This window comes from Leifsonia sp. GW821-FHT13C05, from assembly GCF_058806515.1.
Genome location: NZ_JBXAPT010000001.1, coordinates 800,171 through 826,204 on the forward strand (window position 1 = coordinate 800,171; position 26,034 = coordinate 826,204).

The 26,034-nt window shown below is 69.2% G+C and carries 20 protein-coding genes; 6 read left to right on the forward strand and 14 right to left on the reverse strand.

All coding sequences use genetic code 11. The features are described from left to right. Positions 1-13 precede the first annotated feature (13 nt). Positions 14-2,131 (forward strand): glycogen debranching protein GlgX, encoded by a 2,118-nt coding sequence (gene glgX, locus AC1ROC_RS03910; RefSeq protein WP_492998229.1) that lies wholly within the window; start codon positions 14-16, stop codon positions 2,129-2,131. Positions 2,132-2,160: 29 nt separating this feature from the next. Beyond that, positions 2,161-2,631, forward strand: a complete 471-nt coding sequence (gene ybaK / locus AC1ROC_RS03915) for a Cys-tRNA(Pro) deacylase (RefSeq protein ID WP_492998232.1) — start codon at positions 2,161-2,163, stop codon at positions 2,629-2,631. Positions 2,632-2,634: 3 nt separating this feature from the next. Here ybaK and glgP read toward each other — a convergent pair whose 3' ends face one another. Continuing rightward, on the reverse strand, positions 2,635-5,208 hold the full coding sequence (gene glgP / locus AC1ROC_RS03920; RefSeq protein WP_492998234.1) for an alpha-glucan family phosphorylase: 2,574 nt from the start codon (positions 5,206-5,208) through the stop codon (positions 2,635-2,637). A 56-nt stretch (positions 5,209-5,264) separates the two neighbouring features. Between glgP and AC1ROC_RS03925 the strand changes: the two genes are divergently transcribed. After that, a complete protein-coding gene (locus tag AC1ROC_RS03925; RefSeq protein ID WP_373270187.1) occupies positions 5,265-7,343 on the forward strand; it encodes an alpha-1,4-glucan--maltose-1-phosphate maltosyltransferase in 2,079 nt (692 codons plus the stop codon). Beyond that, the gene (gene glgB, locus AC1ROC_RS03930; protein WP_492998236.1) at positions 7,343-9,553 is read left to right on the forward strand and encodes a 1,4-alpha-glucan branching protein GlgB; all 2,211 of its coding nucleotides are present in this window, start codon (positions 7,343-7,345) and stop codon (positions 9,551-9,553) included. The genes AC1ROC_RS03925 and glgB overlap by 1 nt, the downstream gene beginning before the upstream one ends. Here glgB and AC1ROC_RS03935 read toward each other — a convergent pair. The 3 genes from AC1ROC_RS03935 to AC1ROC_RS03945 form a co-directional block, all read right to left on the reverse strand. Next, entirely contained in the window at positions 9,534-10,319 is a 786-nt protein-coding gene (locus tag AC1ROC_RS03935) for an SDR family oxidoreductase (RefSeq protein ID WP_085368547.1), read from the reverse strand. The genes glgB and AC1ROC_RS03935 overlap by 20 nt on opposite strands. A 67-nt stretch (positions 10,320-10,386) precedes the next feature. Continuing rightward, a complete protein-coding gene (locus tag AC1ROC_RS03940) occupies positions 10,387-11,382 on the reverse strand; it encodes a tetratricopeptide repeat protein (RefSeq protein WP_492998239.1) in 996 nt (331 codons plus the stop codon). Further along, complete coding sequence (locus tag AC1ROC_RS03945) at positions 11,379-13,274, reverse strand: DUF8094 domain-containing protein (protein ID WP_168689284.1); 1,896 nt, start codon at positions 13,272-13,274, stop codon at positions 11,379-11,381. Before AC1ROC_RS03945 ends, AC1ROC_RS03940 begins: the two co-directional genes overlap by 4 nt. Before the next feature lie 186 nt (positions 13,275-13,460). Here AC1ROC_RS03945 and AC1ROC_RS03950 point away from each other — a divergent pair, with 186 nt between their 5' ends. After that, a complete protein-coding gene (locus tag AC1ROC_RS03950; RefSeq protein ID WP_492998243.1) occupies positions 13,461-16,295 on the forward strand; it encodes a DivIVA domain-containing protein in 2,835 nt (944 codons plus the stop codon). Between the two features lie 22 nt (positions 16,296-16,317). After that, entirely contained in the window at positions 16,318-17,355 is a 1,038-nt protein-coding gene (locus AC1ROC_RS03955) for an AI-2E family transporter (protein ID WP_085368551.1), read from the forward strand. Positions 17,356-17,388: 33 nt separating this feature from the next. Here the strand turns inward: AC1ROC_RS03955 and AC1ROC_RS03960 are convergent, their stop codons facing one another. The 10 genes from AC1ROC_RS03960 to rpsB form a co-directional block, all read right to left on the reverse strand. Further along, positions 17,389-18,120: an alpha/beta hydrolase gene (locus AC1ROC_RS03960; protein WP_434948418.1), complete on the reverse strand. Its 732-nt coding sequence runs from the start codon at positions 18,118-18,120 to the stop codon at positions 17,389-17,391. Positions 18,121-18,137: 17 nt separating this feature from the next. After that, positions 18,138-18,443 (reverse strand): Rv1322 family protein, encoded by a 306-nt coding sequence (locus tag AC1ROC_RS03965; protein ID WP_085368553.1) that lies wholly within the window; start codon positions 18,441-18,443, stop codon positions 18,138-18,140. Between the two features lie 22 nt (positions 18,444-18,465). Beyond that, positions 18,466-20,214, reverse strand: coding sequence for a cation:proton antiporter (locus tag AC1ROC_RS03970; protein WP_492998246.1), 1,749 nt, complete (start codon positions 20,212-20,214; stop codon positions 18,466-18,468). 94 nt (positions 20,215-20,308) lie between these two features. After that, complete coding sequence (locus AC1ROC_RS03975) at positions 20,309-21,022, reverse strand: aggregation-promoting factor C-terminal-like domain-containing protein (RefSeq protein ID WP_247597373.1); 714 nt, start codon at positions 21,020-21,022, stop codon at positions 20,309-20,311. Positions 21,023-21,076: 54 nt separating this feature from the next. After that, positions 21,077-21,643 carry a DivIVA domain-containing protein gene (locus tag AC1ROC_RS03980; RefSeq protein WP_085368555.1) on the reverse strand — a complete coding sequence of 189 codons (567 nt, stop codon included), beginning with the start codon at positions 21,641-21,643 and terminating at the stop codon, positions 21,077-21,079. A 12-nt stretch (positions 21,644-21,655) separates the two neighbouring features. Beyond that, the gene (locus AC1ROC_RS03985) at positions 21,656-22,651 is read right to left on the reverse strand and encodes a phosphatidate cytidylyltransferase (RefSeq protein ID WP_085368556.1); all 996 of its coding nucleotides are present in this window, start codon (positions 22,649-22,651) and stop codon (positions 21,656-21,658) included. A gap of 6 nt (positions 22,652-22,657) precedes the next feature. Then, positions 22,658-23,212 carry a ribosome recycling factor gene (frr, locus tag AC1ROC_RS03990; protein ID WP_085368557.1) on the reverse strand — a complete coding sequence of 185 codons (555 nt, stop codon included), beginning with the start codon at positions 23,210-23,212 and terminating at the stop codon, positions 22,658-22,660. A gap of 86 nt (positions 23,213-23,298) precedes the next feature. After that, a complete protein-coding gene (gene pyrH, locus AC1ROC_RS03995) occupies positions 23,299-24,012 on the reverse strand; it encodes a UMP kinase (protein ID WP_085368558.1) in 714 nt (237 codons plus the stop codon). Between the two features lie 133 nt (positions 24,013-24,145). Further along, positions 24,146-24,973, reverse strand: a complete 828-nt coding sequence (tsf, locus tag AC1ROC_RS04000) for a translation elongation factor Ts (RefSeq protein ID WP_168689280.1) — start codon at positions 24,971-24,973, stop codon at positions 24,146-24,148. 48 nt (positions 24,974-25,021) lie between these two features. Next, positions 25,022-25,987 carry a 30S ribosomal protein S2 gene (gene rpsB / locus AC1ROC_RS04005; protein WP_085368560.1) on the reverse strand — a complete coding sequence of 322 codons (966 nt, stop codon included), beginning with the start codon at positions 25,985-25,987 and terminating at the stop codon, positions 25,022-25,024. Positions 25,988-26,034: the final 47 nt, after the last annotated feature.

The window sequence follows — 26,034 nt, forward strand, 5'->3', positions numbered from 1 at the left end:
TACTGTAGATCGCATGAGCCCCGCTGATCCTCTGCGCAACCTCGGCGTCCGCGTCGGCACTCACGGCGGCGAGCTGCGGGTGTGGTCCGAGCACGCCGACGGCATGGAGCTGTGCCTGTTCGACGCGAAGGACCCGAACTGGCTGGTGAAGACCGTGCCGATGACCAAGGATGCGAACAACGTCTGGGTGGGCAGGTCGCGGTCGCTGGCCGTTGGCGCCCGGTACGCCATCCGGGTGTCCGGCCCAGCGTCTCCCACCAACGTGTTCAATCCGGAGACGATGCTGCTCGACCCGTATGCCCGGGGGCTGGTGCGGGTGGGCTCCGACGGGTGGCGCGGCACGGTCGTGGCGGACGGCTTCGACTGGGGGGACGTGCGCAAGCCGAACATCCCGCTGGATCACACCGTGGTCTACGAGGCGCACGTGAAGGGCATCAGCAAGCTCAACCCCGATGTGCCGGAGGAGCTGCGCGGAACGTACGCCGGCCTCGCGCACGAGTCGACCATCGGCTATCTGAAGGATCTGGACGTCACCGCCGTCGAACTGCTCCCCGTGCAGGCGTTCGTCTCCGAGCAGCGGCTGCTGCAGCAGGGGCTCACCAACTACTGGGGATACAACACCCTCAACTTCTTCTCCCCGCACGCCCCGTATGCGTCGCGCGCTGCGCAGGCGGCCGGTCCGGATGCGGTGCTCGCCGAGTTCAAGGGCATGGTCAAGCTGCTGCACCAAGCCGGGCTCGAGGTCATCCTCGACGTGGTCTACAACCACACGGCCGAGGAGGGGCTGGGCGGTCCGCGCACCAGCTTCCGCGGCATCGACAACGCCACCTACTACCGGCAGGACGAGACCGGCGCGTACATCGACGTGACCGGATGCGGGAACACCCTGAACTTCGGGCATCCGGTCCCCATCCGGCTGGTGCAGGATTCGCTGCGCTACTGGGCGAACGAGATGCAGATCGACGGGTTCCGGTTCGACCTGGCCGCGACGCTGGGGCGCGGGGCGGACGTGCAGTACAGCCCGGAGCATCCCCTGCTGCAGAGCGTGCTCAGCGATCCGGCGCTCGCCGACGTGAAGCTGATCGCCGAGCCGTGGGATGTGGGCATGGGCGGCTGGCAGACGGGGAACTTCCCGGCCGGCTGGTCGGAGTGGAACGACCGCTACCGCGACAGGGTGCGGAACTTCTGGCTCGCCGACATCGCGGAGGCGAGGAGGAACGGGAACCCTCCGGTCGGCATCGGCGGCTTCGCCACCAGGCTCGCCGGGTCGTCGAACACCTTCTCGCCGGAGCGCGGACCACTGGCGTCCGTGAACTTCGTGACGGCGCACGACGGGTTCACGATGGCGGATCTGACCGCGTATGACGTGAAGCACAACCTCGGCAACGGCGAGAACAATCGGGACGGCACGGACAACAACCGGTCGTTCAACCACGGCATCGAGGGCGTGACGACCGACGAGGCGGTCCTCCTCGACCGGCACAAGGCGATCAGGAACCTGATGGGCACCCTGCTGCTGTCCGCCGGCGTGCCGATGATCACCTCCGGCGACGAGTTCGGTCGCAGCCAGCGCGGCAACAACAACGCGTACTGCCAGGACAGCGAGCTCACCTGGCTGAGCTGGCTGCGCACCCGCGAGCAGCGCGAAATGTACGACACCACCCGGCGGCTGCTCGAACTCCGCAGGGACAACCCCGCGCTCCGTCCGAGCAAGTACGCGGTGTTCGGTCAGTCCACCAAGAACGCCAGCCACATGGACTGGTTCGACGCGTCCGGCGCGCTGATGGACGACGAGGACTGGAACTCGCCGGAGAACCGCACGCTGCAGTACCTGGCGGCGTCGACGCCCGACCAGGAGGAGTTCAACCGCATCCTGCTGATCGTGCACGGCGTCGAGGACGACGTGGAGGTGCGGCTGCCCGTCGCACCGGGCGTCGACTCGTACCGGCTGCTCTGGGACAGCGCGACGGAGGTGCCGATCGACGAGGAGCACGAGACGCTCGCTCCCGGCGCCACCCGGCTGGTGGGAGGCGCGTCGATGCAGCTGTTCCGTGCAAACGGCCCGCGGCTGGAGCCGTCGGAAACGGCCGTCCAGCAGCACCCGGCCGAGGCAGCGGAGGCAACGGCGTAGTGGCGAAGGCGAAGTCGCCGTCCGGGAGAATGGCAGGCACCCCGGCGACCGTCGCGCTGACGGCGGCCGGCATCCCGTTCACGGTGCACGCGTACGAACACGACCCGGCGGCCGCCTCGTACGGCCTGGAAGCCGCGGAGGCGCTCGGCGTCGAACCCGACCGCGTGTTCAAGACGCTGCTCGCCGACACCGAGCTCGGCCTCGTGGTCGGCGTGGTGCCGGTGACCGGGATGCTCGACCTCAAGGCGCTCGCCGCTGCCGTCGGCGCCAAGCGCGCGACGATGGCCGATCCGGCCGTCGCCGAACGCAAGACCGGCTACGTGGTCGGCGGCATCAGCCCGATCGGGCAGAAGACCAGGCTCCGCACGGTGCTGGACGAGACGGCCCAGCTCTGGGACACGGTGTTCGTCTCCGGCGGCAAGCGCGGGATGGACGTGGAGCTCTCCCCCACCGACCTCCTCGCCGTCACCGCCGGAGACATCGCGGCCATCGCCGCCTGACGGTCAGCTCGCGACCGCCACCAGCCCCAGCTCCGCATCGGAGATCAGCAGCGGGTTGCGCGGCACGACGCGCACCGTGTAACCGAAACCGCCTGCGTGGTCGAGCTCGACCGTTCCGCGGTACTCGCGCGCCACGGTCGGGTCGTCGACGCCCGGCTCCGCTTCGTCGACAGCGAGCGCCTCGTGGCGAACGTCGGTCAGGTCGTCGCCCTCGTGGCTGCGGCCGTAGACCAGCTGCACCTCAACATCGTCGGGGCTCAGCCCGCCCAGGTGGACCAGTGCGCGCACGTGCAGCTCGTCGCCGACCTGCGGCACAGCATCCACGCCTCCGGCGTCGACGTGGGCGACCGTGACGCCCGGCCAGGCTGCGCGGACACGTGACTTCCAGGCGGCGAGGCTGCGGGCGGCGGCGAAGCCGTCTTCGGTGAGCCTGCGCTCGAACGTGGTGGCGGGAACGTAGAGGCGGGTGACGTACTCCCGCACCATCCTGCCCGCGCTCAGCTCGGGCGACAGCGTGGAGAGGGTGTGCCGGATCTGGCCGACCCACCTCTCGGGCACGCCGTCGCTGTTGCGGTCGTAGAACCGCGGGGCGATCTGGTGCTCGATCAGGTCGTAGAGCGCCTCGGCTTCGAGCGCGTCGCGCTCCGCCCCGTCTCCCGCCGCGTCGGCGGACGGGATCGCCCAGCCGTTCTCCCCGTCGTAGAACTCGTTCCACCAGCCGTCCAGGATGGAGAGGTTGAGTGCGCCGTTCAGCGCCGCCTTCATCCCGGAGGTGCCGCACGCCTCCAGCGGGCGCAGCGGGTTGTTCAGCCAGATGTCCGTGCCGGGGTAGAGCAGCTGCGCCATCCCGATGTCGTAGTCGGGCAGGAACACCATGCGGGTGCGGATGTCGGGCTCCGAGGCGAACTGCACCAGCTTCTGAATGAGGCGCTTGCCCTCGTCGTCCGCCGGATGCGACTTGCCGGCGATCACGATCTGCACCGGCCGGTCGGCGTTCAGCAGGATCGACCGCAGCCGCTCCGGGCTGTGCAGCATCAGCGTGAGGCGCTTGTACGTCGGGACGCGCCGGGCGAACCCGATGGTGAGCACGGACGGGTCGAGCAGCTCGTCCATCCAGGCCGGGGCGATGCCACCCGGGTTCTGCGACTCCCACGCGGCCTGCAGGCGGCGCCGGGCGTCCTCCACCAGCTGCTCGCGCATCCTGGTGCGCACCGACCACAGGTCGAGGTCGGTGACGGCCTGGCCGTTGGCCCAGTCCGCTGCGGTGGTGTCGTCGGTGCCGAGGCGTTCCTCGGCGAGCGCGAGCAGCATCGGGTCCGTCCAGGTGGGGGCGTGCACGCCGTTGGTGACCGAGTCGATCGGCACCTCCTGCGCGTCGAACCCCGGGTAGAGCCCGTTGAACATCTGCCTGCTGACCTCGCCGTGCAGCCGCGAGACGCCGTTGGCGTGCTGGCCGAGCCGGAGGCCCATCACGGCCATGTTGAACACGTCCGGCGAGCCGCCCGGGTAGTCCTCGGCACCGAGGGAGAGCACCTGCTGCGGGTCGACGCCGGGCAGGAGGTCGGTGGAGAAGTAGCGCTGGACAAGAGGGGTGTCGAACCGGTCGATGCCGGCGGGGACCGGGGTGTGCGTGGTGAACACCGTTCCCGCACGCACCACCTGCAGTGCCTCGTCGAAGGTGAGGCCCTCACCGATCAGGTCGGAGATGCGCTCCAGGCCGAGGAACCCCGCGTGGCCCTCGTTGGTGTGGAACACCTCGGCGGCCGGGGTCCCGGTCAGGTCGTTCCACGCCTTGACGGCGCGCACGCCACCGATGCCGAGCAGCAGCTCCTGCAGCAGGCGGTGCTCCCCTCCTCCGCCGTACAGGCGGTCGGTCACCGAGCGCAGCCGCTCCTCGTTGTCCGGGATGTCCGTGTCGAGCAGCAGCAGCGTCACGCGTCCGACGGCGACCTGCCAGACGCGAGCGTGCAGCACACCGTCCGGGAGCGCGAGCGTGATCTGCACCGGGGTGCCGTCCGGGTTGCGCAGGACGGACAGCGGAAGGCCGTCCGGGTCGAGCACCGGGTAGCTCTCCAGCTGCCATCCGTCCGGCGTGATCGCCTGGGCGAAGTATCCGGAGCGGTAGAAGAGGCCGACGCCGACGAGCGGCACGCCGAGGTCGCTCGCGGCCTTGAGGTGGTCGCCGGCGAGGATGCCGAGGCCGCCCGAGTACTGCGGCAGGGCGGCGGCGATCCCGAACTCCGGGGAGAAGTACGCGATGGAGTGGGGCGCCGAGTCGTCGAGCGACTGGTACCAGCGCGGCTCGCTCAGGTATGCACGCAGGTCCTCCCGGATGTGGGAGGCCCAGTCGACGTAGCCCTGGTCGGCGGCGAGTTCGGCGAGCCGAGCAGGCTCGACGGCGCCGAGCAGCGCGATCGGATCGTGGCCCACCTGCTGCCACAACTCGGGCGCGATCCTCGCGAACAGCTGGCGGGTCGGCTCATGCCAGGACCAGCGTAAATTGCCTGCAATCTCTTCGAGAGCAGAGAGATTCTCTGGCAGGACGGCACGGACGGTGAACCTTCGGATAGCCTTCACGCTGCCACTCTAGGGGAGCCTGATGTCCGGCACGTTAATGCGTGTACGGTCGGGGTGTGGCAAAGAGTGCAGCGACCAAAACAGTATCGGCCGGACAGCCTGCATCCCCTGCGGACGGCGGCGCACCGGCGCAGACCGACTACGTTCCCCTGCTGGGGCGCATCCCGATCCTGGGGCTCTCCCCCCAGGTGGACGACGGCCTCTGGCCGGCGGCGGCGTTCAGCGGGGAGGTGATCCCGTTCCGGGCCACGGCGTTCAGGGAGGGCCACGACCAGATCGGCGTCGACCTGCTCCTGCTCGACCCGAACGGCGTGCAGACCGAGCACAGGATGCACCCCGTCGACCCGGGCACCGACCGCTGGGAGGTGCTCGTCCAGCTGGAGACGGAGGGCCTCTGGAAGTACCGCGTGCAGGCGTACGCCGACGAGTACGCCACCTGGCGGCACAACGCGGAGGTCAAGATCCCGGCCGGCATCGACACCGAGCTGATGCTGACCATCGGGCACGAGCTGCTCACCCGCGCGGCGACGGACAAGCGCCGCAGCACGGCGGAGCGCCGCCACCTCACCGAGACCGCCAAGGTCGTCGCGGACACCACCAAGACAGTGGACGAACGGTTCGCCGCCGCCATCGAGCCGCGCGTCGCCGGGATCCTCACCGTGCGCCCCGTCGTCGACCTGCCCACCCTCTCCGCGACGCGCGGCGTGCAGGTGGAGCGCACCCGCGCAGGCGTCGGCAGCTGGTACGAGTTCTTTCCGCGCTCCGAGGGCGCGAAGAAGCAGCCGGACGGCACCTGGAAGTCCGGCACGTTCCGCTCGGCGGCGAAGCGCCTGCCGGAGGTCGCCGCGATGGGCTTCGACGTCGTCTACCTGCCGCCGATCCACCCGATCGGGCGGACGTTCCGCAAGGGGCCGAACAACACGTTGGATGCGGGACCCAACGACCCTGGTTCGCCCTGGGCCATCGGCTCGGCGGAGGGCGGCCACGACGCCATCCACCCCGACCTCGGCACGGAGAAGGACTTCGTCTACTTCGTCGGCAAGGCCAAGCAGGCCGGGCTCGAGGTCGCGCTCGACCTCGCGCTGCAGGCCGCACCGGACCACCCGTGGGTCACCGAGCATCCCGAGTGGTTCACGACCCTGCCGGACGGCACGATCGCGTACGCCGAGAACCCGCCGAAGAAGTACCAGGACATCTACCCGATCAACTTCGACAACGACCCGGAGGGCCTGCGCGAGGAAATCCTGCGCATCGTCCGCTACTGGATGTCGCTCGGCGTCCGCATCTTCCGCGTCGACAACCCGCACACCAAGCCGCTGGCGTTCTGGGAGTGGCTGATCCGCACGGTCAACGCCACCGACCCGGATGTGGTCTTCCTCGCCGAGGCGTTCACCCGCCCCGCGATCCTGCACACGCTCGCCAAGGCGGGCTTCCAGCAGTCGTACACCTACTTCACCTGGCGCAACACGAAGGAGGAGCTGGAGGAGTTCCTCACCGGCCTCGCTACAGAGACGGCGGACTTCCTGCGCCCCAACCTGTTCGTCAACACCCCGGACATCCTCACCGAGTACCTGCAGTTCGGCGGCCCGGCCGCGTTCAAGGTGCGCGCGGCCATCGCGGCGACGGCCGCGCCGACCTGGGGCGTCTACTCCGGCTTCGAGCTGTACGAGAACGTCGCCCGCGCCGGCGCGGAGGAGTACATCGACAACGAGAAGTACGAGTACCGCCCGCGCGACTACGGCAGGGCGCAGACCCTCGGCCAGTCGCTCGCGCCGTACCTGACCATGCTCAACCGGGCGCGCAGCGAGCATCCGGCGCTCCGCCAGCTGCGCAACCTGCGGGTGCACGCCAGCGACGACGACTCGATCCTCGTCTACTCCAAATATCTGGCCGGCGAGTTCACCCGCAGCGGCAAACCGGATGCGGTCATCGTCGTGGCGAACGTCGACCCGCACTCGGTGCGCGAGACGATGGTGCACCTCGACGTCGCCGCGTTCGGCGTCGAGCCCGGCGCCCTGTTCGAGGTCAAAGACATCGTCACGGGTGCGAAATGGACCTGGGGGGCCGACGACTACGTCCGGCTCGACGCGTTCACCGAGCCCGTGCACATCCTTACCGTGAAGGCAGGTTCCTGATGAGTCCCATCCCCGAAGGCGCGGCAGCCGTTGAGCTCCCCACCCTCGACGACGGGCTGCTCCTCGCCGTCGCCACCGGCAGCTACCACGACCCGCATGCCATCCTCGGCCAGCACGCGGTCAGCGCGCCGGGCGTCGCCGACCCCATCACGGTCATCCGGACGCTGCGCCCGCTCGCCAGCGAGGTGACCGCCGTGCTGTCGACCGGTGCGCACATCGAGCTCGCGCACGTCGCCCACGGCGTCTGGCAGGGCATCGACATCGTCGGAGCCGACACGTACACGATCGAGGCCCGCTACCCGGACGGCAGCGTCTGGGACGCAGAGGACCCGTACCGATTCGCGCCCACCATCGGCGAGCTGGACATCCACCTCATCGCCGAGGGCAGGCACGAGCAGCTGTGGACGGCTCTCGGAGCGCACCTCCGCGAGATCGACGGCGTGCACGGCACGGCGTTCACCGTCTGGGCGCCGCACGCCCGCGCCGTGCGGGTGGTCGGCGACTTCAACGACTGGGACGGCGAACGCCACTCCCTGCGCAGCATGGGCTCCTCCGGCGTCTGGGAGATCTTCCTCCCCGGCATCGGCGCCGGCGCGATCTACAAGTTCGACCTGCTCGGCCAGAACGGCGCGTGGGTGCGCAAGGCGGACCCGATGGCCAGGCAGGCGGAGACTCCCCCGGCCACCGCCTCGGTCGTCACTGCCTCCGAGCACGTCTGGGGCGACGACCAGTGGATGCGCGACCGCTCCTCCCACGACGCCCACTCCGGCCCGATGAGCATCTACGAGCTGCACTTCGGCAGCTGGCGGCCGGGCCTCGGCTACCGGGAGGCCGCCGACCAGCTGATCGATTACGTCGGCGCCCTCGGCTACACGCACGTCGAGTTCCTGCCGCTCGCCGAGCATCCCTTCGGCGGATCGTGGGGATACCAGGTCACCGGGTACTACGCGCCGACCAGCAGGTTCGGCTCCCCCGACGACCTGCGCTACCTGATCGACCGGCTGCACCAGGCCGGGTTCGGCGTGATCATGGACTGGGTGCCCGGCCACTTCCCGAAGGACGACTGGGCGCTGGCCCGGTTTGACGGGCAGGCGCTCTACGAGCACTCCGACCCGCGCCGCGGCGAGCAGAAGGACTGGGGCACGTACGTCTTCGACTTCGGCAACTCGCAGGTGCGCAACTTCCTCGTCGCGAACGCGCTCTACTGGCTGGAGGAGTTCCACGTCGACGGCCTGCGGGTCGACGCCGTCGCCTCGATGCTCTACCTCGACTACTCCCGCGCTGACGGCGAATGGCTGCCGAACATCCACGGCGGCCGGGAGAACCTGGAGGCGATCAGCTTCCTGCAGGAGGTCACGGCCACCTCGTACAAGCGGAATCCGGGCACGGTGATGATCGCCGAGGAGTCCACCAGCTGGCCGGGCGTCACCCAGCCGACCTCCTCCGGCGGCCTCGGCTTCGGCCTCAAGTGGAACATGGGCTGGATGCACGACGCGCTGCAGTACATCGAGGAGGACCCGATGTACCGCAGCTACCACCACAGCGAGATCACCTTCTCGTTCGTCTACGCGTTCAGCGAGAACTTCCTCCTGCCGATCAGCCACGACGAGGTCGTGCACGGCAAGGGCTCGCTGCTCGGCAAGATGCCGGGCGACCACTGGCAGCAGCTCGCGAACGTGCGGGCATTCCTCGCGTTCATGTGGGCGCACCCCGGCAAGCAGTTGCTGTTCATGGGCCAGGAGTTCGGGCAGCCGTCGGAGTGGAGCGAGGAGCGCGGCCTCGACTGGTGGATCCTCGACCAGCCGTCGCACCGCGGCCTCTGGGACCTGGTGGCCCAGCTGAACGCCGTCTACAAGGCCACCCCCGCGCTCTGGGCGCTCGACAACGATCCGGCCGGCTTCGAGTGGATCGACGGCTCGGACGCGGCGGGCAACGTCGTGTCGTTCCTGCGCAAGGATGCGGACGGCTCACCGATCGCCGTCGTGATGAACTTCTCCGGCGCGCCGCACACGGGCTACCGCGTCGCACTGCCGTTCGCCGGTCAGTGGGAGGAGCTGCTGAACACGGACGCCGAGGCGTTCGGCGGGTCCGGAGTCGGCAACCTCGGGGCGGTGGATGCGGTGGACGAGCCGTGGGCAGGACGCCCGGCGTCCGCGCTGGTCACGCTTCCCCCGCTCGGCGCCCTGTGGCTCAAGCCGCGTTCGAGCTGAGCCAGGTGGCGTAGTCGATGCCGGGCAGGGCAGCATCCGGAACCAGGTTGCTGCCCGCCCGGAGGAACGTGCCGAGCTGACCGCCGAGCCGCACGGGCACGATCGCGCCGCGCGCGCCGGTGGCCGCCTTCCACTGCTCCGCGAGCTCCCTCGTGGTCTCGACCTTCGGACCGCCGACCGTGAGCGTGGAATCCTCCTCGCCCTGGCCGTCAACGGCGTCAACCAGCAGCCGGGCGACATCGGTGACCGCGATCGGCTGGAAGCTGGTCTTCGACGGAGCCGGGATGACGCCCGCCTTCCCCCGCGCGAAGATCGACGACACGAAGTCGTGGAACTGCGTCGTGCGCAGGATGCGGGTGCTGAGCGGAGACTCCCGGTAGACGCGCTCCTGCGCGGCCTTGGCGCGGTAGTAGCTGTACCCGGACTGATCGACGTTCACGATGGACAGCAGCACGGCCTGGTGCACGCCGAACCGGGCCGCGGTGTGCAATAGGTTCTGCGAGCCGTGGGCGAAGACGTGGGCGGCGGTTCTGCCGGAGCCGTTGGTGGTGTCCACCAGCACGTCGACGCCCTCGAGCACCGCTTCGAGCCCGTCTCCGGAGACGACGTCGGCCGTTTCGTACACGGCGCCGAGCACATACTGCTCGCTGTCGTCGTCCGGCACCCGGCGGGAGGCGACGATCACGTCGTGGCCACGGCCCACGGCTTCATTGGTGACGGCGCGACCGGCGAGGCCGGTTCCTCCGACGACGAGAACGCGGGCCATGCAGGGGCCTCCCGGCAGATCGATACGATGCGGTTAGGAGCGGAAGCCGCTGGGGCCGGTGATCGGCTCAGTACAGCAGCGACGCCAGCCTAGCCCGCGCCTTCACGACGCGCTGGTCATCCACACCGACGATCTCGAAATAGTCCAGGATGCGCGTGCGCACCGCGTCCTTGCCTGCGGCGTCGAGCTTCGGGAACAGCGTGAGCAGCCGGTCGAACGCGTCGTCGACGTGTCCGCCGGAGATGTCGAGGTCGGCCACCAGCAGCTGCGCGTCCATGTCGTCGGGGGCGGCGGCCCCAGCCGAACGGATCTCGTCGAGCGACTTTCCTGCCAGCCGCGCGAGCAGGCTCACCTGGGCGAGGCCGGCGACGGCCATGCTGTCGCGCGGGTCCTGGGCGATCGCGGTCTTGTACTCGGCGATCGCCGTGTCGAAGTCGCCGCGCTCGATCGCCTCGTACGCCTCCGCGTGGTGCGGGGGAAGCGGCTCCGGCGTCGGCTCCGCCTGCTCCGCCGCGTCTCCGGCCTCCGGCACCGCTGCGCCGTCGACGGCCGCGCGTCCGGTCACGCCGTTCTGGGCGGCGAGCTGCAGGAGCTGCTCGAACACGTCGCGCACCTGCTGCTCCGGGATCGCCCCGGCGAAGAGCTGCACGGGGCGTCCGCCGATGACGGCGGCGACGGCGGGGATCGACTGCGCCTGGAACGCCTGCGTGAGCTGCGGGTTCGCATCCACGTCGACCTTCACCAGCACCAGGCGGCCGCCGTACTCGGCGATCAGCCTGTCCAGGATGGGACTGAGCTGCTTGCACGGCTCGCACCACTCAGCCCACAGATCGACGACCACCGGGACGGTCATCGAGAGGTCGAGGAAGTCGTTGAAGTTGGCGTCCGTGCCCTCGAAGTAGAGGCTCGGCAGGGCGACGTCGCCGCCCTGCTCCCCCGCCGGTGCCGTTCCGGCGGCCGCGCCGGCCGCTGCGGGCTGCCCGGACGTCATGGCCCGGTTCACGAGCGAGGTGAGGTCGACGGCTCCGCGCAGGTTCGTGGGGCTCGGCGGGATCTGGCTCATTGGACTTCCTTGGCTGAGACGAGGCCCTGGGCGAAGCCCAGGAGGGTGATCTTGGAGGACGAGCCCGCCGGCGGCACGTAGAACGCCAGCTGGTATCCGTAGGTGGATGCGATGCCCGTCTTGGACGACGCTACTCCGGAAAGCGCGGCGGAGGTCGGCCCTGCGTCCACTTCCGCTCCGGCCTCGACGACGCGCAGGGTCTGCGTCTCCTCGAGGTTGACCCAGACGATCGCACCGGAGTCGTTGGTCGCCATCGCGATGTCCGGTCCTGCGCCGACCGCGCTGGTGAAGTCGAGCGACGACGTCGCGCCGAACTTCTGCTGCAGCTCGGCCTTCTGCTGCGCCTTCCACTCGGCGCCGACCTGCGTGCGCAGGGTGTCGCCCTCCGGGCTGAACAGCGCGGCGGACGTGCTCGCGTCCCCGTTCATCAGCACGTCGCCGTATGCGGCGGCGAGTTCCTTCGGGGGCAGCTTCAGCAGCTTCGAGTCCGGCGGCACGACGGCGGAGCCGATGCTGGCCGGAGCGAGGTTCGGGACCTTGGCCTTCGGTTCGAGCGAGACGGCGTACGTCACGAGGTAGTTGTCGCGCGGGGTCTCCTGAACCAGCGTCAGCGCGAGAGGAGCCTGGGCCGCCCCGTTGGCGTCCTTCGGCGTCTCCACCACGGCGGTGACCGTGCGCGGCCAGGTGTCCGTGGCTTGCGGGAGCGAGAGCACGATCGGGCTGGCCGGGATGGCCGGAAGAGCGGGCTCGTCCGCCTTCTTGGCGCGGATGGCGTAGTTGGCCTCGCGCAGCTGCAGGGCAGGACCTGTGAAGCGCTGCTTGGCGATGGCCGGGTCGGCCTTCGCGTCGGCCGTGGTCGCCGTGGCGGAGATGCGCTTCACGATGCGCTCCAGCTGCGGCACGGTGACGGCGGGGGGAAGCTGGTCCTTGGCCTTGGGCAGCTCGGTGGTGATGGGGCTCGCCGTGCGGATCGGGACGGAGGACGACTGCACGGAGCCGATCGAGCATCCACTGAGCGCCAGGGCGCCGACGAGGGTGATCGGCACGGCGACCATCGAGCGCCTGATCGACCGCCGGCCCTTCGGGGTGGCCTCGACGGCCTTGGACGGCTTGTACTTGGGCGCCTTCGGCAGCTTCGGCATCTTCGGCCCGCCCTTCCTGCGCGGGCCACGCGACTTGCGGATGGCGTACAGGCCCCAGAGGTAGAGGCCGATGCCCACCACCAGCAGCACGAGGCCGCCGATGATCAGCGGGAAGGCGAACGGGGTGCTCGAGTCCACCGGCCAGGTGACGCGGATCTGGTTCGGAGCAGCCTTCGTGCCGTCTCCGGCGACGATCACGCTGATGCTGTCCGGGACGTTCATCCTGGTGACCTGCGCGTCTTCGCCGTCGAACTCCTCCAGCCACATGTCGGAGCCGGCCGGGTTGGGGTTCGGCGTGGCGGCCGCGTCGCCCGTCGTCGCGCCCTCCGCCGGGGTGGTCGTCGCCGGGTCGGCGGGAGCGGCCGGGGTGGACGTCGGGGCGGGAGTGGCCGTCGACGTCGATTCACCGTCCGTCGTCTTGGTGGTGACCGTCTTCATCGTGATGTCGCCGGTGGTCTTGTCGAGCCCGAGGCTCACGTACTTCTCGGAGCCCAGCCAGGCCTTCACGTCGGCGGTCCTGCCGTACGCGACCACCTGCGACTTGGCGTCTCCGCCGCTCACCGACAGGGTCTGCTGCCCGGGATGTGCGTTCAGCACGGCACCGTCGATCACGATGAATCGAGGGTCGCCTTTGACAGTCGTGGTCGCGGCGATCTGCGACGGGGGCGCGAAAACCGTGCGCTGGGCGATTCCCGCGACGATCATGACGGCCGCCACGACGAACGCGACGATGGCGAGTACGAAACGCAAGCAAGCTCCTTCTGTGCCGGAGACGACGGGAGGCACAGTTACACAAAGATACCGGGTCACCCTGGGAGCCGTCTAACCATTGCCTCCACGGATGCACTGTCCACCGGTGCGCGCCCCTGGCTTGAAATGTAGGATCGTCGGGGTGCACGCCAGGCGCCGCACCCCCCGAGCTTTCAGGAGTATGAAGTGGCCACCGACGAATCGAACTTCACCCAGGTCTTCCGCGGCTACGACAAGGACGAGGTCGACAAGGCCCTGCAGGAGCTGCGCCGCGACCTGATCAAGTCGAACACGCAGGCCGCGGACGCCACCAAGGAGATCAAGCGCCTGCAGGTGCGCGTCGAGGAGCTCAACGCGGAGATCGAGGAGGTCGGCAGCCCGACGTTCTCCGGCCTCGGCACCAAACTGGAGAACACCCTCAGGGTCGCCGAAGAGCAGTCCACCCGGCTGATCGCGCAGGCCGACATCGACGCGGAGAAGCTACGCGCCGGAGTCGCAGCCGAGGTCGAGAAGATCAAGACCACCGCATCCCAGCAGGCGGAGCGCATCCTGGCCGACGCCAGGGCCCGCGCGACGACCGCCATCGAGGACGCCCAGATCGAGTCGGCCGAGCTGCTGGAGAAGACCAGGGCGGACAAGGAGACGCTGCTCACCGACGCGATGCGCGAGGCCGCGGCGATCCGCGGCGCCGTCGCCACGGAGGCGGCGGAGGTCAGGGCCACCAGCAAGCGCGAGGCGTCCGCCGTCCGCGCGGAGGCCGACAGAGAGGCCGCCGAGCTCAAGGCCGTGGCCACCAGGGAGGCGGAGGCCGCTCGCGCAGAGGCCGCCCAGCTCGACCGCGAGATCGAGACCAGGCGCACCGAGCTCGCCACCGCGTTCGCGGAGGACAGGGCGGCGTTCGAGCGCGAGTCCGAGCAGACCAGGCTCGACCTGGCCAGGCAGGTGGCGGAGACGGCGGACCGCCTCGAGGCGGAGCAAACCAGCACGCGCAACGCCCTCGCCGCCGAAGCCGCCCAGGCGCGCGCTGACCTCGCAGCAGAGGTCGAGCAGCAGCGGGCGGCCATCGCCGCGGAGGCGGCCCAGACGAAGGCCGACCTCGAGAACGAGTCCAAGACCACACGCCTCGCGCTGCAGACCGAGGTGGAGCAGACCAAGAAGGCCCTCGCGGTCGAGGTCGAGCAGACCAAGGCGTCGCTGGACGCCGAGGTGGAGCAGACGCGGTCGTCGCTCGCCGACGAGGTCACCAGCACGAAGAGCGCCCTGGCCGACGAGGTCACCCGCACGAAGCAGGAGCTCGCCGACGAGGTCACCCGCACGAAGAGCGCGCTCGCGGACGAGGTCACGACCACGAAGAGCGCACTCGCGGACGAGGTCACCACCACCAAGAGCGCCCTCGCCACCGAGGTCAGCACCACGAAGAGTGCCCTCGACGCCGAAGCGGCGACCACCAGGAGCGCCCTGGCCGAGGAGGTCGAGCGCACCAGGAAGGAACTCGCCGACGAGGTCCTGCAGACGAGAACCGCCCTCGAAAAGGAGGCGACCGAGACCAGGGCGCAGCTCGAGTCCGACCGCGCGACCACGGCGGCCTCCCTCGCCGCAGACCGCGAGCAGACGGCCACCGCGCTCGCCACCGAGGTCGAGCAGACCAGGGCGGCCCTCGCCGCGGACGCCGAGCGACAGCGCCGCGAACTGGATGCGGAGGCCACCGAGCTGCGCGCATCCCTCGCCGAGGAGGTCGACACGGCCAGGAGTTCGCTCGCCGACGAGCTCGCACGCGAGCGCAGCGCCCTCGCGGCGGAGACCGCGAACGTCCGGTCGGAACTCGCCGCCGAGGTGACGTCCACGAAGTCGGCCCTGGCCGCCGAGGTCGAGCAGACGAAGTCCGCTCTCGACACCGAGGTCACCACCACGAAGTCGGCCCTCGCCGCAGAGGTCGAGCAGACCAAGGCTGAGCTGGCCGCCGAGGTCGAGCAGACCCAGACCACCCTCGCCGCGGAGGTCGAGCAGACGAAGTCGGCCCTCGCCGCCGAGGTCGAGCAGACGAAATCGGCCCTCGCCGCAGAAGTGGAGCAGACGAAGTCGGCCCTCGACACCGAGGTCACCACCACGAAGTCGGCCCTCGCCGCCGAGGTCGAGCAGACGAAGTCCGCCCTCGCCGCCGAGGTCGAGCAGACCAAGTCGAGCCTCGACGAGGAGGTGCAGCGCATCCAGAGCACGCTCGCGGAGGACACCCGCCGCACGGCCGTCGACCTGGCCGACCAGCGCGAGGCGACCGCCAACGAGCTGGAGAACGACAGGGAGCAGCAGCGCCTCGCCCTGCAGCGCGAGGCGGAGCAGACCCGCGTCGACCTCGCGGCGGAGACCGAGCAGGCCCGCGTCGCCCTCGAACGGGAGACCGCGGAGGCGCGCGCGACCCTGGCCGCCGAGGTCGCCGAGGCACGCACGGCGCTGGAAGCCGAGCTCGCCTCCCTGCGCAGCGCGTTCGAGCAAGAGTCCGTGCAGGCGCGGTCCGCCCTCGACACCGAGCTCACCACGATGCGCACCGAGGTGCTCGAGACCGTGGATGCGCGCACCCGCGAGATCGAGCAGGCCCGCATCGACCTCGACGTCGAGCTCAAAGCGCGCCGCGACGAGGCCGAGAAGGACTACCTGCTCCGGCACCAGGAAGCGGTCGCCCAGACCCAGAAGTACCTCGACGAGGCCAACACCCAGCTCGCCGACGCCGTCAAGCGCACAGCGCAGGCGCGTGCGGAGGCGGAGAAGGCCGAGAACGAGGCGCGCACGACAATCAAGTCGGCGAAGTCCGAAGCGGACGAAACTGGGCGTACCATCGTCGCCGAAGCCGAGGAACGCGCAGCTGCGCTGATCGAGGACGCCGACGAACGGACACGCCGCCTGGTGGCGGACGCCGAGGAGCGGTTGGCCCAGATTAGGATTGAGCGCGAAGCCGTTGCCGGCTACTTCGAGAACCTGCGTGGAGTCCTGCAGCAGGCCGAGAAGGTGACCACCGACAGAGACTGACCAAGAGCACCGTGGGGGCCCCGTGAAGATCCTGAACCCGTTCCGCGTCGGATTGATCGGAACCCTCGGGGTCGGGCTGGGTTTCCTGCTCCTGACGTCGATCGTCAACCTGGCGACGATCCTCACGTACATCGGCGCCGCCCTCTTCATCGCGCTCGGCATCGAGCCGCTGATCTCGTTCCTCGAACGGCGCAAGTTCCCGCGCTGGGCGGCGCTCACCGTCACCCTGGTGGTCATCATCGGGCTGGTCACTCTGCTCATCTGGGCGATCGTGCCGGTGGCCGTCGACCAGCTGTCCCAGCTCATCCAGGGCATCATCGGCTGGGTCAACCACGGGGATGCGGAGAAGTGGTTCGAGGGGCTGCAGCACCAGTTCCCGACCATCGTCAACCAGGACAACATCGACGCCGTCACCAAGTGGCTGCAGCAGAACCTGCCCAACATCACCTCGCAGGTGCTGCAGACCGGCATCGGCATCGTCAGCGGCGTCTTCGGCGGGATCATCATCATCATCCTGACCATCTACTTCACGGCGTCGCTGCCGAGCATCAAGCGCGCGACCTACCAGCTGGTGCCCGCCTCCAAGCGCTCCCGGTTCGCCGACCTCGGCGACCAGATCACCGACTCCGTCGGCAAGTACGTGATGGGGCAGGTCGCGCTGGCACTGGTCAACGGCGTCCTGAGCGCCATCTTCCTGACGATCATCGGCGCCAAGTTCCCGATCCTGCTCGCGTCGGTGGCGTTCTTCTTCTCGCTGATCCCGCTCGTCGGCACGATCACCGGCTCGGTGATCATCACAGCGGTCTGTCTGCTGGCGGGGCCGCCGACCGCCATCGCTGCAGCGATCTACTACATCATCTACATGCAGGTCGAGGCCTACGTGCTCAGCCCGCGCATCATGAACCGCGCGGTGGCCGTGCCCGGCGCCCTGGTCGTGGTGGCCGCTCTCGCGGGTGGAACGCTGCTCGGCATCCTCGGCGCGCTGATCGCCATCCCGTTCGCCGCCGCGATCCTGCTCATCATCAAGCAGGTCGTCATCCCGCGCCAGAACGAGCTCTAGCCCGCGGCGCGGCGCCGGCGCCCGTCGTCGTCGCTAGTCGACGGGCGGGTACGTGGTCGGCAGAGGAAGCGCGGACGGGTTCACGCGCGCGACGATCTCGGTCAGCACGCGCCTGGTCTGCGTCTCGCCGACCCACAGGTGCTTGCCGCCCTCAACGTCGACCAGCTCGATCTGCGGAAGCGGCGCGAACCGCTCGGCGGCCGCATCCGGTTTCAGGTAGTCGTCGTGCTCCGGGATGAGCGCCACGATCGGGCGGCTGTCCCCCGCCCACGCCGCCAGGTGCTCCGGCTTAGCACGGTGCAGCGGCGGGGAGAGCAGGATCACCCCGGCGACCGGATACTGGCGTCCGTACATCAGCGCCAGCTCCGTCCCGAACGACCAGCCGACCAGCCACGGCTTCGGCAGTCCGCGCTCCGCGACGAAGTCCATCGCCGCCTCCACGTCGTACCGCTCGTCGACGCCGTGCCCGAACGCGCCCTGGCTGGTGCCGCGCGGCGACGTCACCCCGCGCAGGTTGAAGCGCAGCACGGCGATGTCGGCCAGGGCCGGCAGCCGCCCCGCCGCCTTCCGCAGGATGTGCGAGTCCATGAAGCCGCCACCCGTCGGCAGCGGGTGCAGCGTGACGAGGGTCGCGACCGGCGGACGGTCGAGCGGGCTCGCCAGCTCGCCGACCAGGGTGAGGCCGTCGCGCGTGTGCAGCTCGATGTCTTCGCGTCGTGCAGGCAGCTCGATGGCGCCGCGGATCTCGGTGGGGGCAGTCGTCACGGACGTGACCTCTCTCGTCAGCTGATCTTCCAGCAGTGGGCGTGCCAGTGCCGCCGCGCGGCGATGTCCGCAGCGTCGCCCATCACGCCGTCGGCGCGCCAGGTGACCACGTGCGCGACGCCCGGGGCGACGTCTTTTCCGCAGCCGGGGCAGACGTAGCTCTTCTGCGCCTGGAGCGCGGAGACGGGCTGCACGTTCCAGACCACGCCACGGCGGGTCTCCGTCTGCCGCCAGCCCGCGAGCAGACGGCCGAGGCCGTTCTCCTCGTCGTCGTCGCCGGGCACCCGGCCCTGGCGACCTCGGGGACGGTTGCTGCGCGGCATCTGTCCAGTCTAAACGCCCGATTCACGGCCGGTCTTCGCGTTGCGCCATCCGCGATTCATCGAAGTCCAGCATCGTCTGCGCCCTGCTCAGGATGCGCGACGAGTAGTTCCCCCTGCTGCGCGCTTCGAGCAGCGCGGCGCGTTCGGCATCCAGCACGGCGGCCCGCAGCGCGCGGTACTGCTGGTGCGGCCCGACGGTCTCCTCCTCCTGCTCCTCGCGCTCGACGCGCTCCCACTCGGCCTCCACCCGCAGCAGCGTGTCCTGCCGCACCCGATCGACCACCTGGTCGTCGAGCTTCTGGCCGTCCGCCAGCGGGATCTCCGGGTTCTCGAGCGCGGCGATGCCCGCCTCGCTGAGCTCTTCGAGCAGGCCGGCGAGCTCTCGCCGGTCGGCGGCGGCGTCCGTGCCGGAGACGCGCAGCAGCCGGATCATCAGCGGCAGCGTTCCTCCCTGGGCCAGCAGCGTGACGAGCGCGACGGTGAAGGCGATCAGGATCAGCTCCGCCCGGTACGGGATGCTGCCGTCCGCCGGCAGCGACTGGGCCGCCGCGAGCGTGACGACCCCGCGCATCCCAGCCCAGGTGAGCACGGCGCCACCACGCCAGCCGATCGGTGACTCCTGCAGCTCGGTGATGTCGGCCGAGCGCCGTTCCAGATACCGGGTGAGCCGCCGCCAGCGCCGGTGCCCGCGCTCGGTGGTGGGCTCATCCCTGTTGCGCACCCGGTCGAGGCCCGCGCTGACCCGGTCCTCCAGCTCCGCCGCCCTGCGCTGCGTCGCCCGCAGCCAGATCACGATCGGCGTCATGAACGCGGCCCGGATGAGGAGCAGGAGCACGCAGAGCAGCAGCCCGATGCCCACGGCGGTGGCGACGGTAATGGACTCCTTGTCGCTCTGGACGCTGCCGATGATCGTGTTCAGCTGCACGCCCATCAGCAGGAAGACGCCGTTCTCCAGCACGAACTGCACGGTGCGCCAGTTCAGCCGCTCGGCGATGCGGGCCTGCGCGCTGAATTTCCTCGCAGCGTTGTGGCCGGTGTAGAGCCCCGCGACGACCACCGCGAGGATCCCGGATGCGCCGAGTTCCTCCGTCGGGATGTACGCGATGAACGGCACGGCGAACGACATCGCGGTCTCCAGCACGGAGTCGTTCAGCCGGGAACGGAAGTATACGGTGACGATGCCGACGACGAGCCCGATCACGATGGCGACCACCACGGAGAACGCGAAGTTCCAGGCGACGGATCCGATGCTGACCACGGCCGCCGTCGCCGCCAGCGCCGACTTCAGGAGCACCAGGGACGACGCGTCGTTGACCAGGCTCTCGCCTTCGAGCACCGTGACCAGCCGGGCGGGAAGGCCGAGACGTTTGGCGACCGCGGTGGCGGCCACCGCATCCGTCGGGCTGACGACAGCGCCGAGCGCGATGCCCTCGGCGAGCGACAGTCCGGGAAGCAGCGCGTGCAGCACGACGCCGACGATCACGGCCGTCACGATCACCAGGCCCACGGACAGCGCCGAGATGGTGCCCAGGTTGCGTCGGAAGTCCATCAGCGGCACCTGGATCGCCGCCGCGTACAGCAGCGGTGGGAGGACCGCGGAGAGGATCACCCAGGGCGGCACCTCGATCGGAGTCGGCAGGCCGGGGATGTACGAGCTGGCCACCCCGACGAGCACGAGCACCAGCGGAGCCGCGACGCCGAGCTGCTTCGAGAACTTCGAGACGGTGACGAGGACGATCACCCCGATGACACCGATCAGCGCGAACTCCATGCATCAACGCTACCGTTTCGCGGCCGGTGTGACCGTTGCAGCCGCCATCCGGCGCTCAGAGCGCCGCTGACCGCTCAGGATGCTCCCGAGGGGATCAGTACCAGCCGGAGCTCTCCGAGTGGCTCCACGCGCCGCAGGGCGTCGAATAGCGCCCGGAGATGTAGCCGAGCCCCCAGGTGATCTGCGTGGCCGCGCTGTTCTGCCAGTCCGGACCGGCCGACGCCATCTTGCTGCCGGGCAGCGCCTGCGGGATGCCGTATGCGCCGCTTCCCGCGTTGTAGGCGTAGACGTTCCAGCCCGATTCGCGGTTCCAGAGCGACACCAGGCAGTTGTACTGGTCGTCTCCCCAGCCGCGCGCCTGCAGCATCTGGTACGCGATGGCCTGGGCGGAACCGGGGTCCGGCGTGCCGGCGGCGGGTGCTCCACCACCGGATCCGGAGTCGGAGCCGGAGTCGCTGGAGGTCGCGGCGGGCTTCGGAGGCGCTACCACGACGGGCTTCGGCTTCGGCTTGACCGTCATGGCCTCGCGCGTGACCGTCGCGGTGTACGAACCGGGGGCGGTGAGCGACTGCACGGGGGCGTCGCCGAACCGGCTGGTCGCCTGCACGGTGTCCGCGTACGCCGGGGTCGCCGCCGATCCCGAATACGGGTCGACCACATTCACGAGCGCGAAGCCGACGGCCGCCGTGAAGGCGAAACCGTAGAGGGCCGCACGCGACCGGATGTGCGGACGCCGGGGTCGCTTGAACGCTACGCCGACCGGGTTGGCCGGAGACAGCGGAATGATCTCTGCTTCTCGTCTACCCACGATCACAGAACCATAACGAACAATTGACGAACTGCCAACACAGCCCACCCATACTCAGCGAACAGCCAGCATCACATCCGTCACGCCGTCGAGCAGCAGATCGACCTGGATTTCGCGGTATCCGCCGCGCTGCGGACGGAACGTGACGGTGCGCACTTCTTCGACGCTCATCGGTCGTCCGTCCTGGAAATACCGCGACAGCCGGGTGGCGAAACGGTCGACGTCGCCCTTGTTGTATCCGTAGGTCAGGAAGCTCACGCGCTCGAACCGCTCCCCCGCCGGACGCTCCAGCCGGTTGAGGATCACCTGCGCCGTGGTGCGCGCCTGCTCGAACCAGGCGGCGTCTCCCATCGCGGTCCGCGCGGACTCCCGCTCGCGCGCCGCGAAGGCGTCCTCGAGGCGTTCGAGAGCGGCGTCGACGTGCGATGTCGAGTATCCGCCCTTCTTCATCGCGAAGGCGGTGTGCCGGATGTCTGCGGCGGTCAGGAGCGGCGCGTCGTCCGCCGTGCCGCCGTCTGCCGCGCCTCCGTCGTATGCGCGGCGCGCTGTCTGCAGGAACTCGTCGACCTGCTCGGTGTCGTACCCGATGACCGATTTGCGAGTGCGGGGGAAGGTGCTCACCCCCCTATTGTGTCATCCGAAGATCAGGAACAGCGCGTACGTGACCGCCGCGGACGGCAGGATCGAGTCGAGCCTGTCGAGGAAGCCGCCGTGGCCGGGCAGCCAGGAACTCATGTCCTTGATGCCCAGATCGCGTTTGATCAGCGACTCGGCGAGGTCGCCCAGGGTGGCCGTGAGCAGCAGCGCGATGCCGAAGACGACGCCGAACCACCACGTCATGTGCAGCATGAACACCGAGAGCAACACCCCCGCGATCACGCTCGTCACGGCGGCGCCCGCGAAGCCTTCCCAGGTCTTCTTCGGGCTGATGGTGGGAGCCATCGGGTGCTTGCCGAACGACAGCCCGCTCACATAGGCACCGGTGTCGACGGCGACCACCAGGATGATGAACGCCAGCACCCACCACTCCCCGCCGTCCTCCGCGAGCAGCAGGATCGCGAAACTGCCGAGTAGTACGACGTAGAGCTGCACGAGCACGCTCCACGTCAGGTCGCGGACCAGCGCCGCTCCCCCGCGCCGCGCATCCGGTCGCGCGGCCTCCTCGATCAGACGCCAGACGACCACGAACAGGATGCCGGCGGACAGCGAAACGAGCTGCCCGCCCGCGTGGAAGAAGAACGATGCGGGAACGATCGCCAGCGCGGCGATCAGCGTGGGCGTGCGGGGAACGCGGTGGCCGGCCCCGCGGAACGCCTGGGTCAGCTCGAAGCCGGCGAAGCCGACCATCGCCATCCCGAACACCAGGAAGATCTCCTTGATGAAGATCAGGCTGAACAGCAGGAGGGCGCCGACGCCGACGCCGATCAGGATCGCGAGGATCAGGTTGCGGCCTGTGCGCTCCGCGATGCGCTCGTTCGTCGCATCCAGTTGCGCCTTGCGGGCGAGCACCTGACGCTCGAAATCCGCCCTGGTGGCCTGCACCTGGGCTCGGAACTCGGCCTTCGACACCGACCGGCCCCGCTTGGGGATGACGGGTTTCTCAGGATCGCCCGGTGTGTCGTTGGTCATCAGCGCCTAGACCTCGAGGAGCTCGGCTTCCTTGCGCTTCAGTGCGTCGTCGACGGCGTCGACGTGCGAGCGGGTGATGTTCTCGAGCTCCTTCTCACCGCGTGCCACGTCGTCGTCGCCGACCTCGCTCTTGAGGGCGTCCAGGTCGTCCTTCGCCTTGCGGCGGATGTTGCGGATCGCGACCTTCGCGTCCTCGCCCTTGGTTCGGACGATCTTGACGAACTCCTTGCGGCGCTCCTCGGTCAGCTCCGGCAGGGTGACGCGCACGATGTCGCCGTCGTTGCCGACGTTCGCCGACATGTTCGGCATCGCGACGATGGCCTTCTCGATCTCCTTCAGCGCCGACTTGTCGTACGGCGTGACGAGCAGGACGCGGGCCTCCGGGTTCTGCAGACCGGCGAGCTGCGCGAGCGGCGTCGGGGAACCGTAGTAGTCGACGAGCACCTTCTGGAAGAGCGCGGGGTTCGCGCGACCCGCACTGACCGTGCTGAAATCGTCCTTCGCCGCCTCCACGGTCTTGCTCATGCGCTGGGTGGCGTCGGAAATCACATCCGCGATCACGGTCTCTCCTTCAGTCGGTGGAACGGTTTCTAGTCTAGAGCCCCGGATGCGGGCGGATGCTGCGGGCGGCGGTTGCGGCGGCAGCCTCAGCCGAGCAGGGTGCCGATCTCGGCGCCGAGCAGCGCAGCGGTCACGTTGCCCGCCGGCTCGATGCCGAAGATGCGCATCGGCATCCCGTTGTCCATGCAGAGGCTGAGCGCGGTCGAGTCGACGGCCTTGAGACCCTGCTGCAGCGCGTCCTGGTGGCTGATCTGGTCGATCTTGCGCGCATCCGGGTTGGTGCGGGGGTCGTCGTCGTACATGCCGTCGACGCCGTTCTTGGCGACGAGCACCACGTCGGCCTCGATCTCGAGGGCGCGCTGGGCGGCGACGGTGTCCGTCGAGAAGTACGGCAAGCCTGCGCCGGCACCGAAGATGACCACGCGGCCCTTCTCCAGGTGACGCTCCGCACGACGCGGGATGTACGGCTCGGCCACCTGGGTCATCGCGATGGCGGACTGCACGCGGGTCTCCGCGCCTGCCTGCTCGAGGAAGTCCTGCAGGGCGAGCGAGTTCATGACGGTGCCGAGCATCCCCATGTAATCTGCGCGGCCGCGGTCCATGCCGCGCTGCGACAGCTCTGCGCCGCGGAAGAAGTTGCCTCCGCCGACGACGATGGCGATCTCGACGTCCTGCGCCGCCTGCGCGATCTCGCGGGCGATGGCGCTGACGATGTCCGGGTTGACGCCGAGCTGGCCGCCACCGAACGCCTCACCGGAGAGTTTGAGAAGGACCCTGCGCCTCTTGTTGGATTCCGACATGCGTAATGAGTCCTTCCGTAAGCGATCTCGTTAAAGCTAGTGGGTGTGCGAGCCCTGTACCGAACGCGGTCGGCATGCGCACAGAAAAGGAGTCCGGATCGTACGAGACGATCCGGACTCCTTCATGGTGCTGCTAGGCGCCGACCTTGAACCGGGCGAAGCCGGACACGGTGATCCCCGCGTCCTTGACCACCTGGCTGATGCTCAGCTTGTTGTCCTTTGCATAGTCCTGCTCGAGGAGCGCGACCTGCTTGAAGTACGCACCGAGGCGACCCTCGATGATCTTCGGCAGTGCCGCCTCCGGCTTGCCCTCGTTGCGCGAGATCTCCTCGACGATGCGACGCTCGTTCTCGACGGCCTCCGCCGGGACGTCCTCACGGGTGAGGAACTCCGGGTTGGCGAACGAGATGTGCTGAGCGATGCTGCGCGCGGTCTCCGCGTCGTCGCCGGCGTAGCCGAGCACGACACCGACCTGCGGGGGCAGGTCTTTGGAGGTCTTGTGCAGGTAGATCGCGAAGTGCTCGCCGGTGACGACGGCCACGCGGCGCAGCTCCACCTTCTCGCCGAGGATGGCTGCCTCGTCGCCGATGAGCTCGGCGACGGTCTGGCTGCCGGCGGGGGCCGCGAGGGCCTCCTCGACCGTGGTGGCGCCCGCGGCGGTGACCGCGTCGAGGACCTTCTCGGCGAGGGCGCCGAACTTCTCGCCCTTCGCGACGAAGTCGGTCTCGCAGGCGAGCTCGATCATCGTGGCGGTCTCGCCGTTCTCCTTGGCCGCGACGAGGCCTTCGCTCGTGGAGCGGTCTGCACGCTTCGCGTTGCCCTTCGCACCCTTCAGGCGCAGGATCTCGGTGGCCTTCTCGATGTCTCCATCGGCCTCCTCGAGCGCCTTCTTGGTGTCGACCATGCCCGTGCCGAGCTGCTCGCGCAGGGCCTTGATGTCAGCGATGCTGATGTTTGCCATGTTCGTTGAGAACCCTTGTCTTCTGAAACTGTGTGGTGAGGAAGCGGACTACTTGGCTTCGGTCTCGGCCTCGACGACCGCCTCGGTGGCGTCGTCGGTCGCGACGGCGGCGGCCTCGTCGGCAGCCTCGGTCTCGGCGACGGCCTCTGCGACCGCTTCGCCCTCGGCGACGACCTCAGCGGAGTCCGCCTTGGCCTCAGCGAGGTCGGCGTCTGCCGCCTTCTCGGTCTCGGCACTGGCCTGGACCTCTTCGCCGGACGCCTTCAGGAGCTCCTGCTCCCACTCGGCCAGCGGCTCGGCGGGCTCGGTGCCCTCTTCCGGCTTCTGGTGACGCTGGATGAGGCCCTCTGCCGCTGCGTCGGCGACGATGCGGGTGAGGAGGCTGACGGAGCGGATGGCGTCGTCGTTGCCCGGGATCGGGTACTGGACCTCGTCCGGGTCGCAGTTGGTGTCGAGGATGCCGATGACCGGGATGCCCAGCTTCTTGGCCTCGTCGATCGCGAGGTGCTCCTTCTTGGTGTCGACCACCCAGAGAGCGCTCGGGGTCTTCGACAGGTTGCGGATGCCGCCGAGCGACTTGTGCAGCTTGTCGAGCTCGCGCTTCTTGATGAGGAGTTCCTTCTTGGTGAAGCCACTCGTGGTGCCTTCGAAGTCGAGCTCCTCGAGCTCCTTCATGCGAGCGAGACGCTTCGACACGGTCTGGAAGTTGGTCAGCAGACCACCCAGCCAGCGCTGGTTGACGTAGGGCTGGCCGACGCGGGTCGCCTGCTCGGCGATGGCGTTCTGGGCCTGCTTCTTCGTGCCGACGAAGAGGATGGTGCCACCGTGGGCGACCGTCTCGCGGACGAACTCGTACGTCTTGTCGATGTACGCGAGCGACTGCTGCAGGTCGATGATGTAGCTGCCGGAGCGCTCGGTGAGGATGAAGCGCTTCATCTTCGGGTTCCAGCGACGGGTCTGGTGTCCGAAGTGGACGCCGCTGTCGAGCAGCTGGCGCATGGTTACAACGGCCATGATGCCGTTCTCCTTTTCTGGGCATCCGGAGCCAGGGCGTTCTGCGC

Excerpts from the sequence above, each read along its gene's own strand:
- pyrH (WP_085368558.1), bottom strand. The coding sequence starts at position 24,012 with ATGTCGGAATCCAACAAGAGGCGCAGGGTCCTTCTCAAACTCTCCGGT.
- rpsB (WP_085368560.1), bottom strand. The coding sequence starts at position 25,987 with ATGGCCGTTGTAACCATGCGCCAGCTGCTCGACAGCGGCGTCCACTTC.
- AC1ROC_RS03935 (WP_085368547.1), bottom strand. The coding sequence starts at position 10,319 with ATGGCCCGCGTTCTCGTCGTCGGAGGAACCGGCCTCGCCGGTCGCGCC.
- AC1ROC_RS03985 (WP_085368556.1), bottom strand. The coding sequence starts at position 22,651 with ATGACCAACGACACACCGGGCGATCCTGAGAAACCCGTCATCCCCAAG.
- tsf (WP_168689280.1), bottom strand. The coding sequence starts at position 24,973 with ATGGCAAACATCAGCATCGCTGACATCAAGGCCCTGCGCGAGCAGCTC.
- glgX (WP_492998229.1), top strand. The coding sequence starts at position 14 with ATGAGCCCCGCTGATCCTCTGCGCAACCTCGGCGTCCGCGTCGGCACT.
- AC1ROC_RS03940 (WP_492998239.1), bottom strand. The coding sequence starts at position 11,382 with ATGAGCCAGATCCCGCCGAGCCCCACGAACCTGCGCGGAGCCGTCGAC.
- glgB (WP_492998236.1), top strand. The coding sequence starts at position 7,343 with ATGAGTCCCATCCCCGAAGGCGCGGCAGCCGTTGAGCTCCCCACCCTC.
- AC1ROC_RS03965 (WP_085368553.1), bottom strand. The coding sequence starts at position 18,443 with ATGCCGCGCAGCAACCGTCCCCGAGGTCGCCAGGGCCGGGTGCCCGGC.
- ybaK (WP_492998232.1), top strand. The coding sequence starts at position 2,161 with ATGGCAGGCACCCCGGCGACCGTCGCGCTGACGGCGGCCGGCATCCCG.
- AC1ROC_RS03970 (WP_492998246.1), bottom strand. The coding sequence starts at position 20,214 with ATGGAGTTCGCGCTGATCGGTGTCATCGGGGTGATCGTCCTCGTCACC.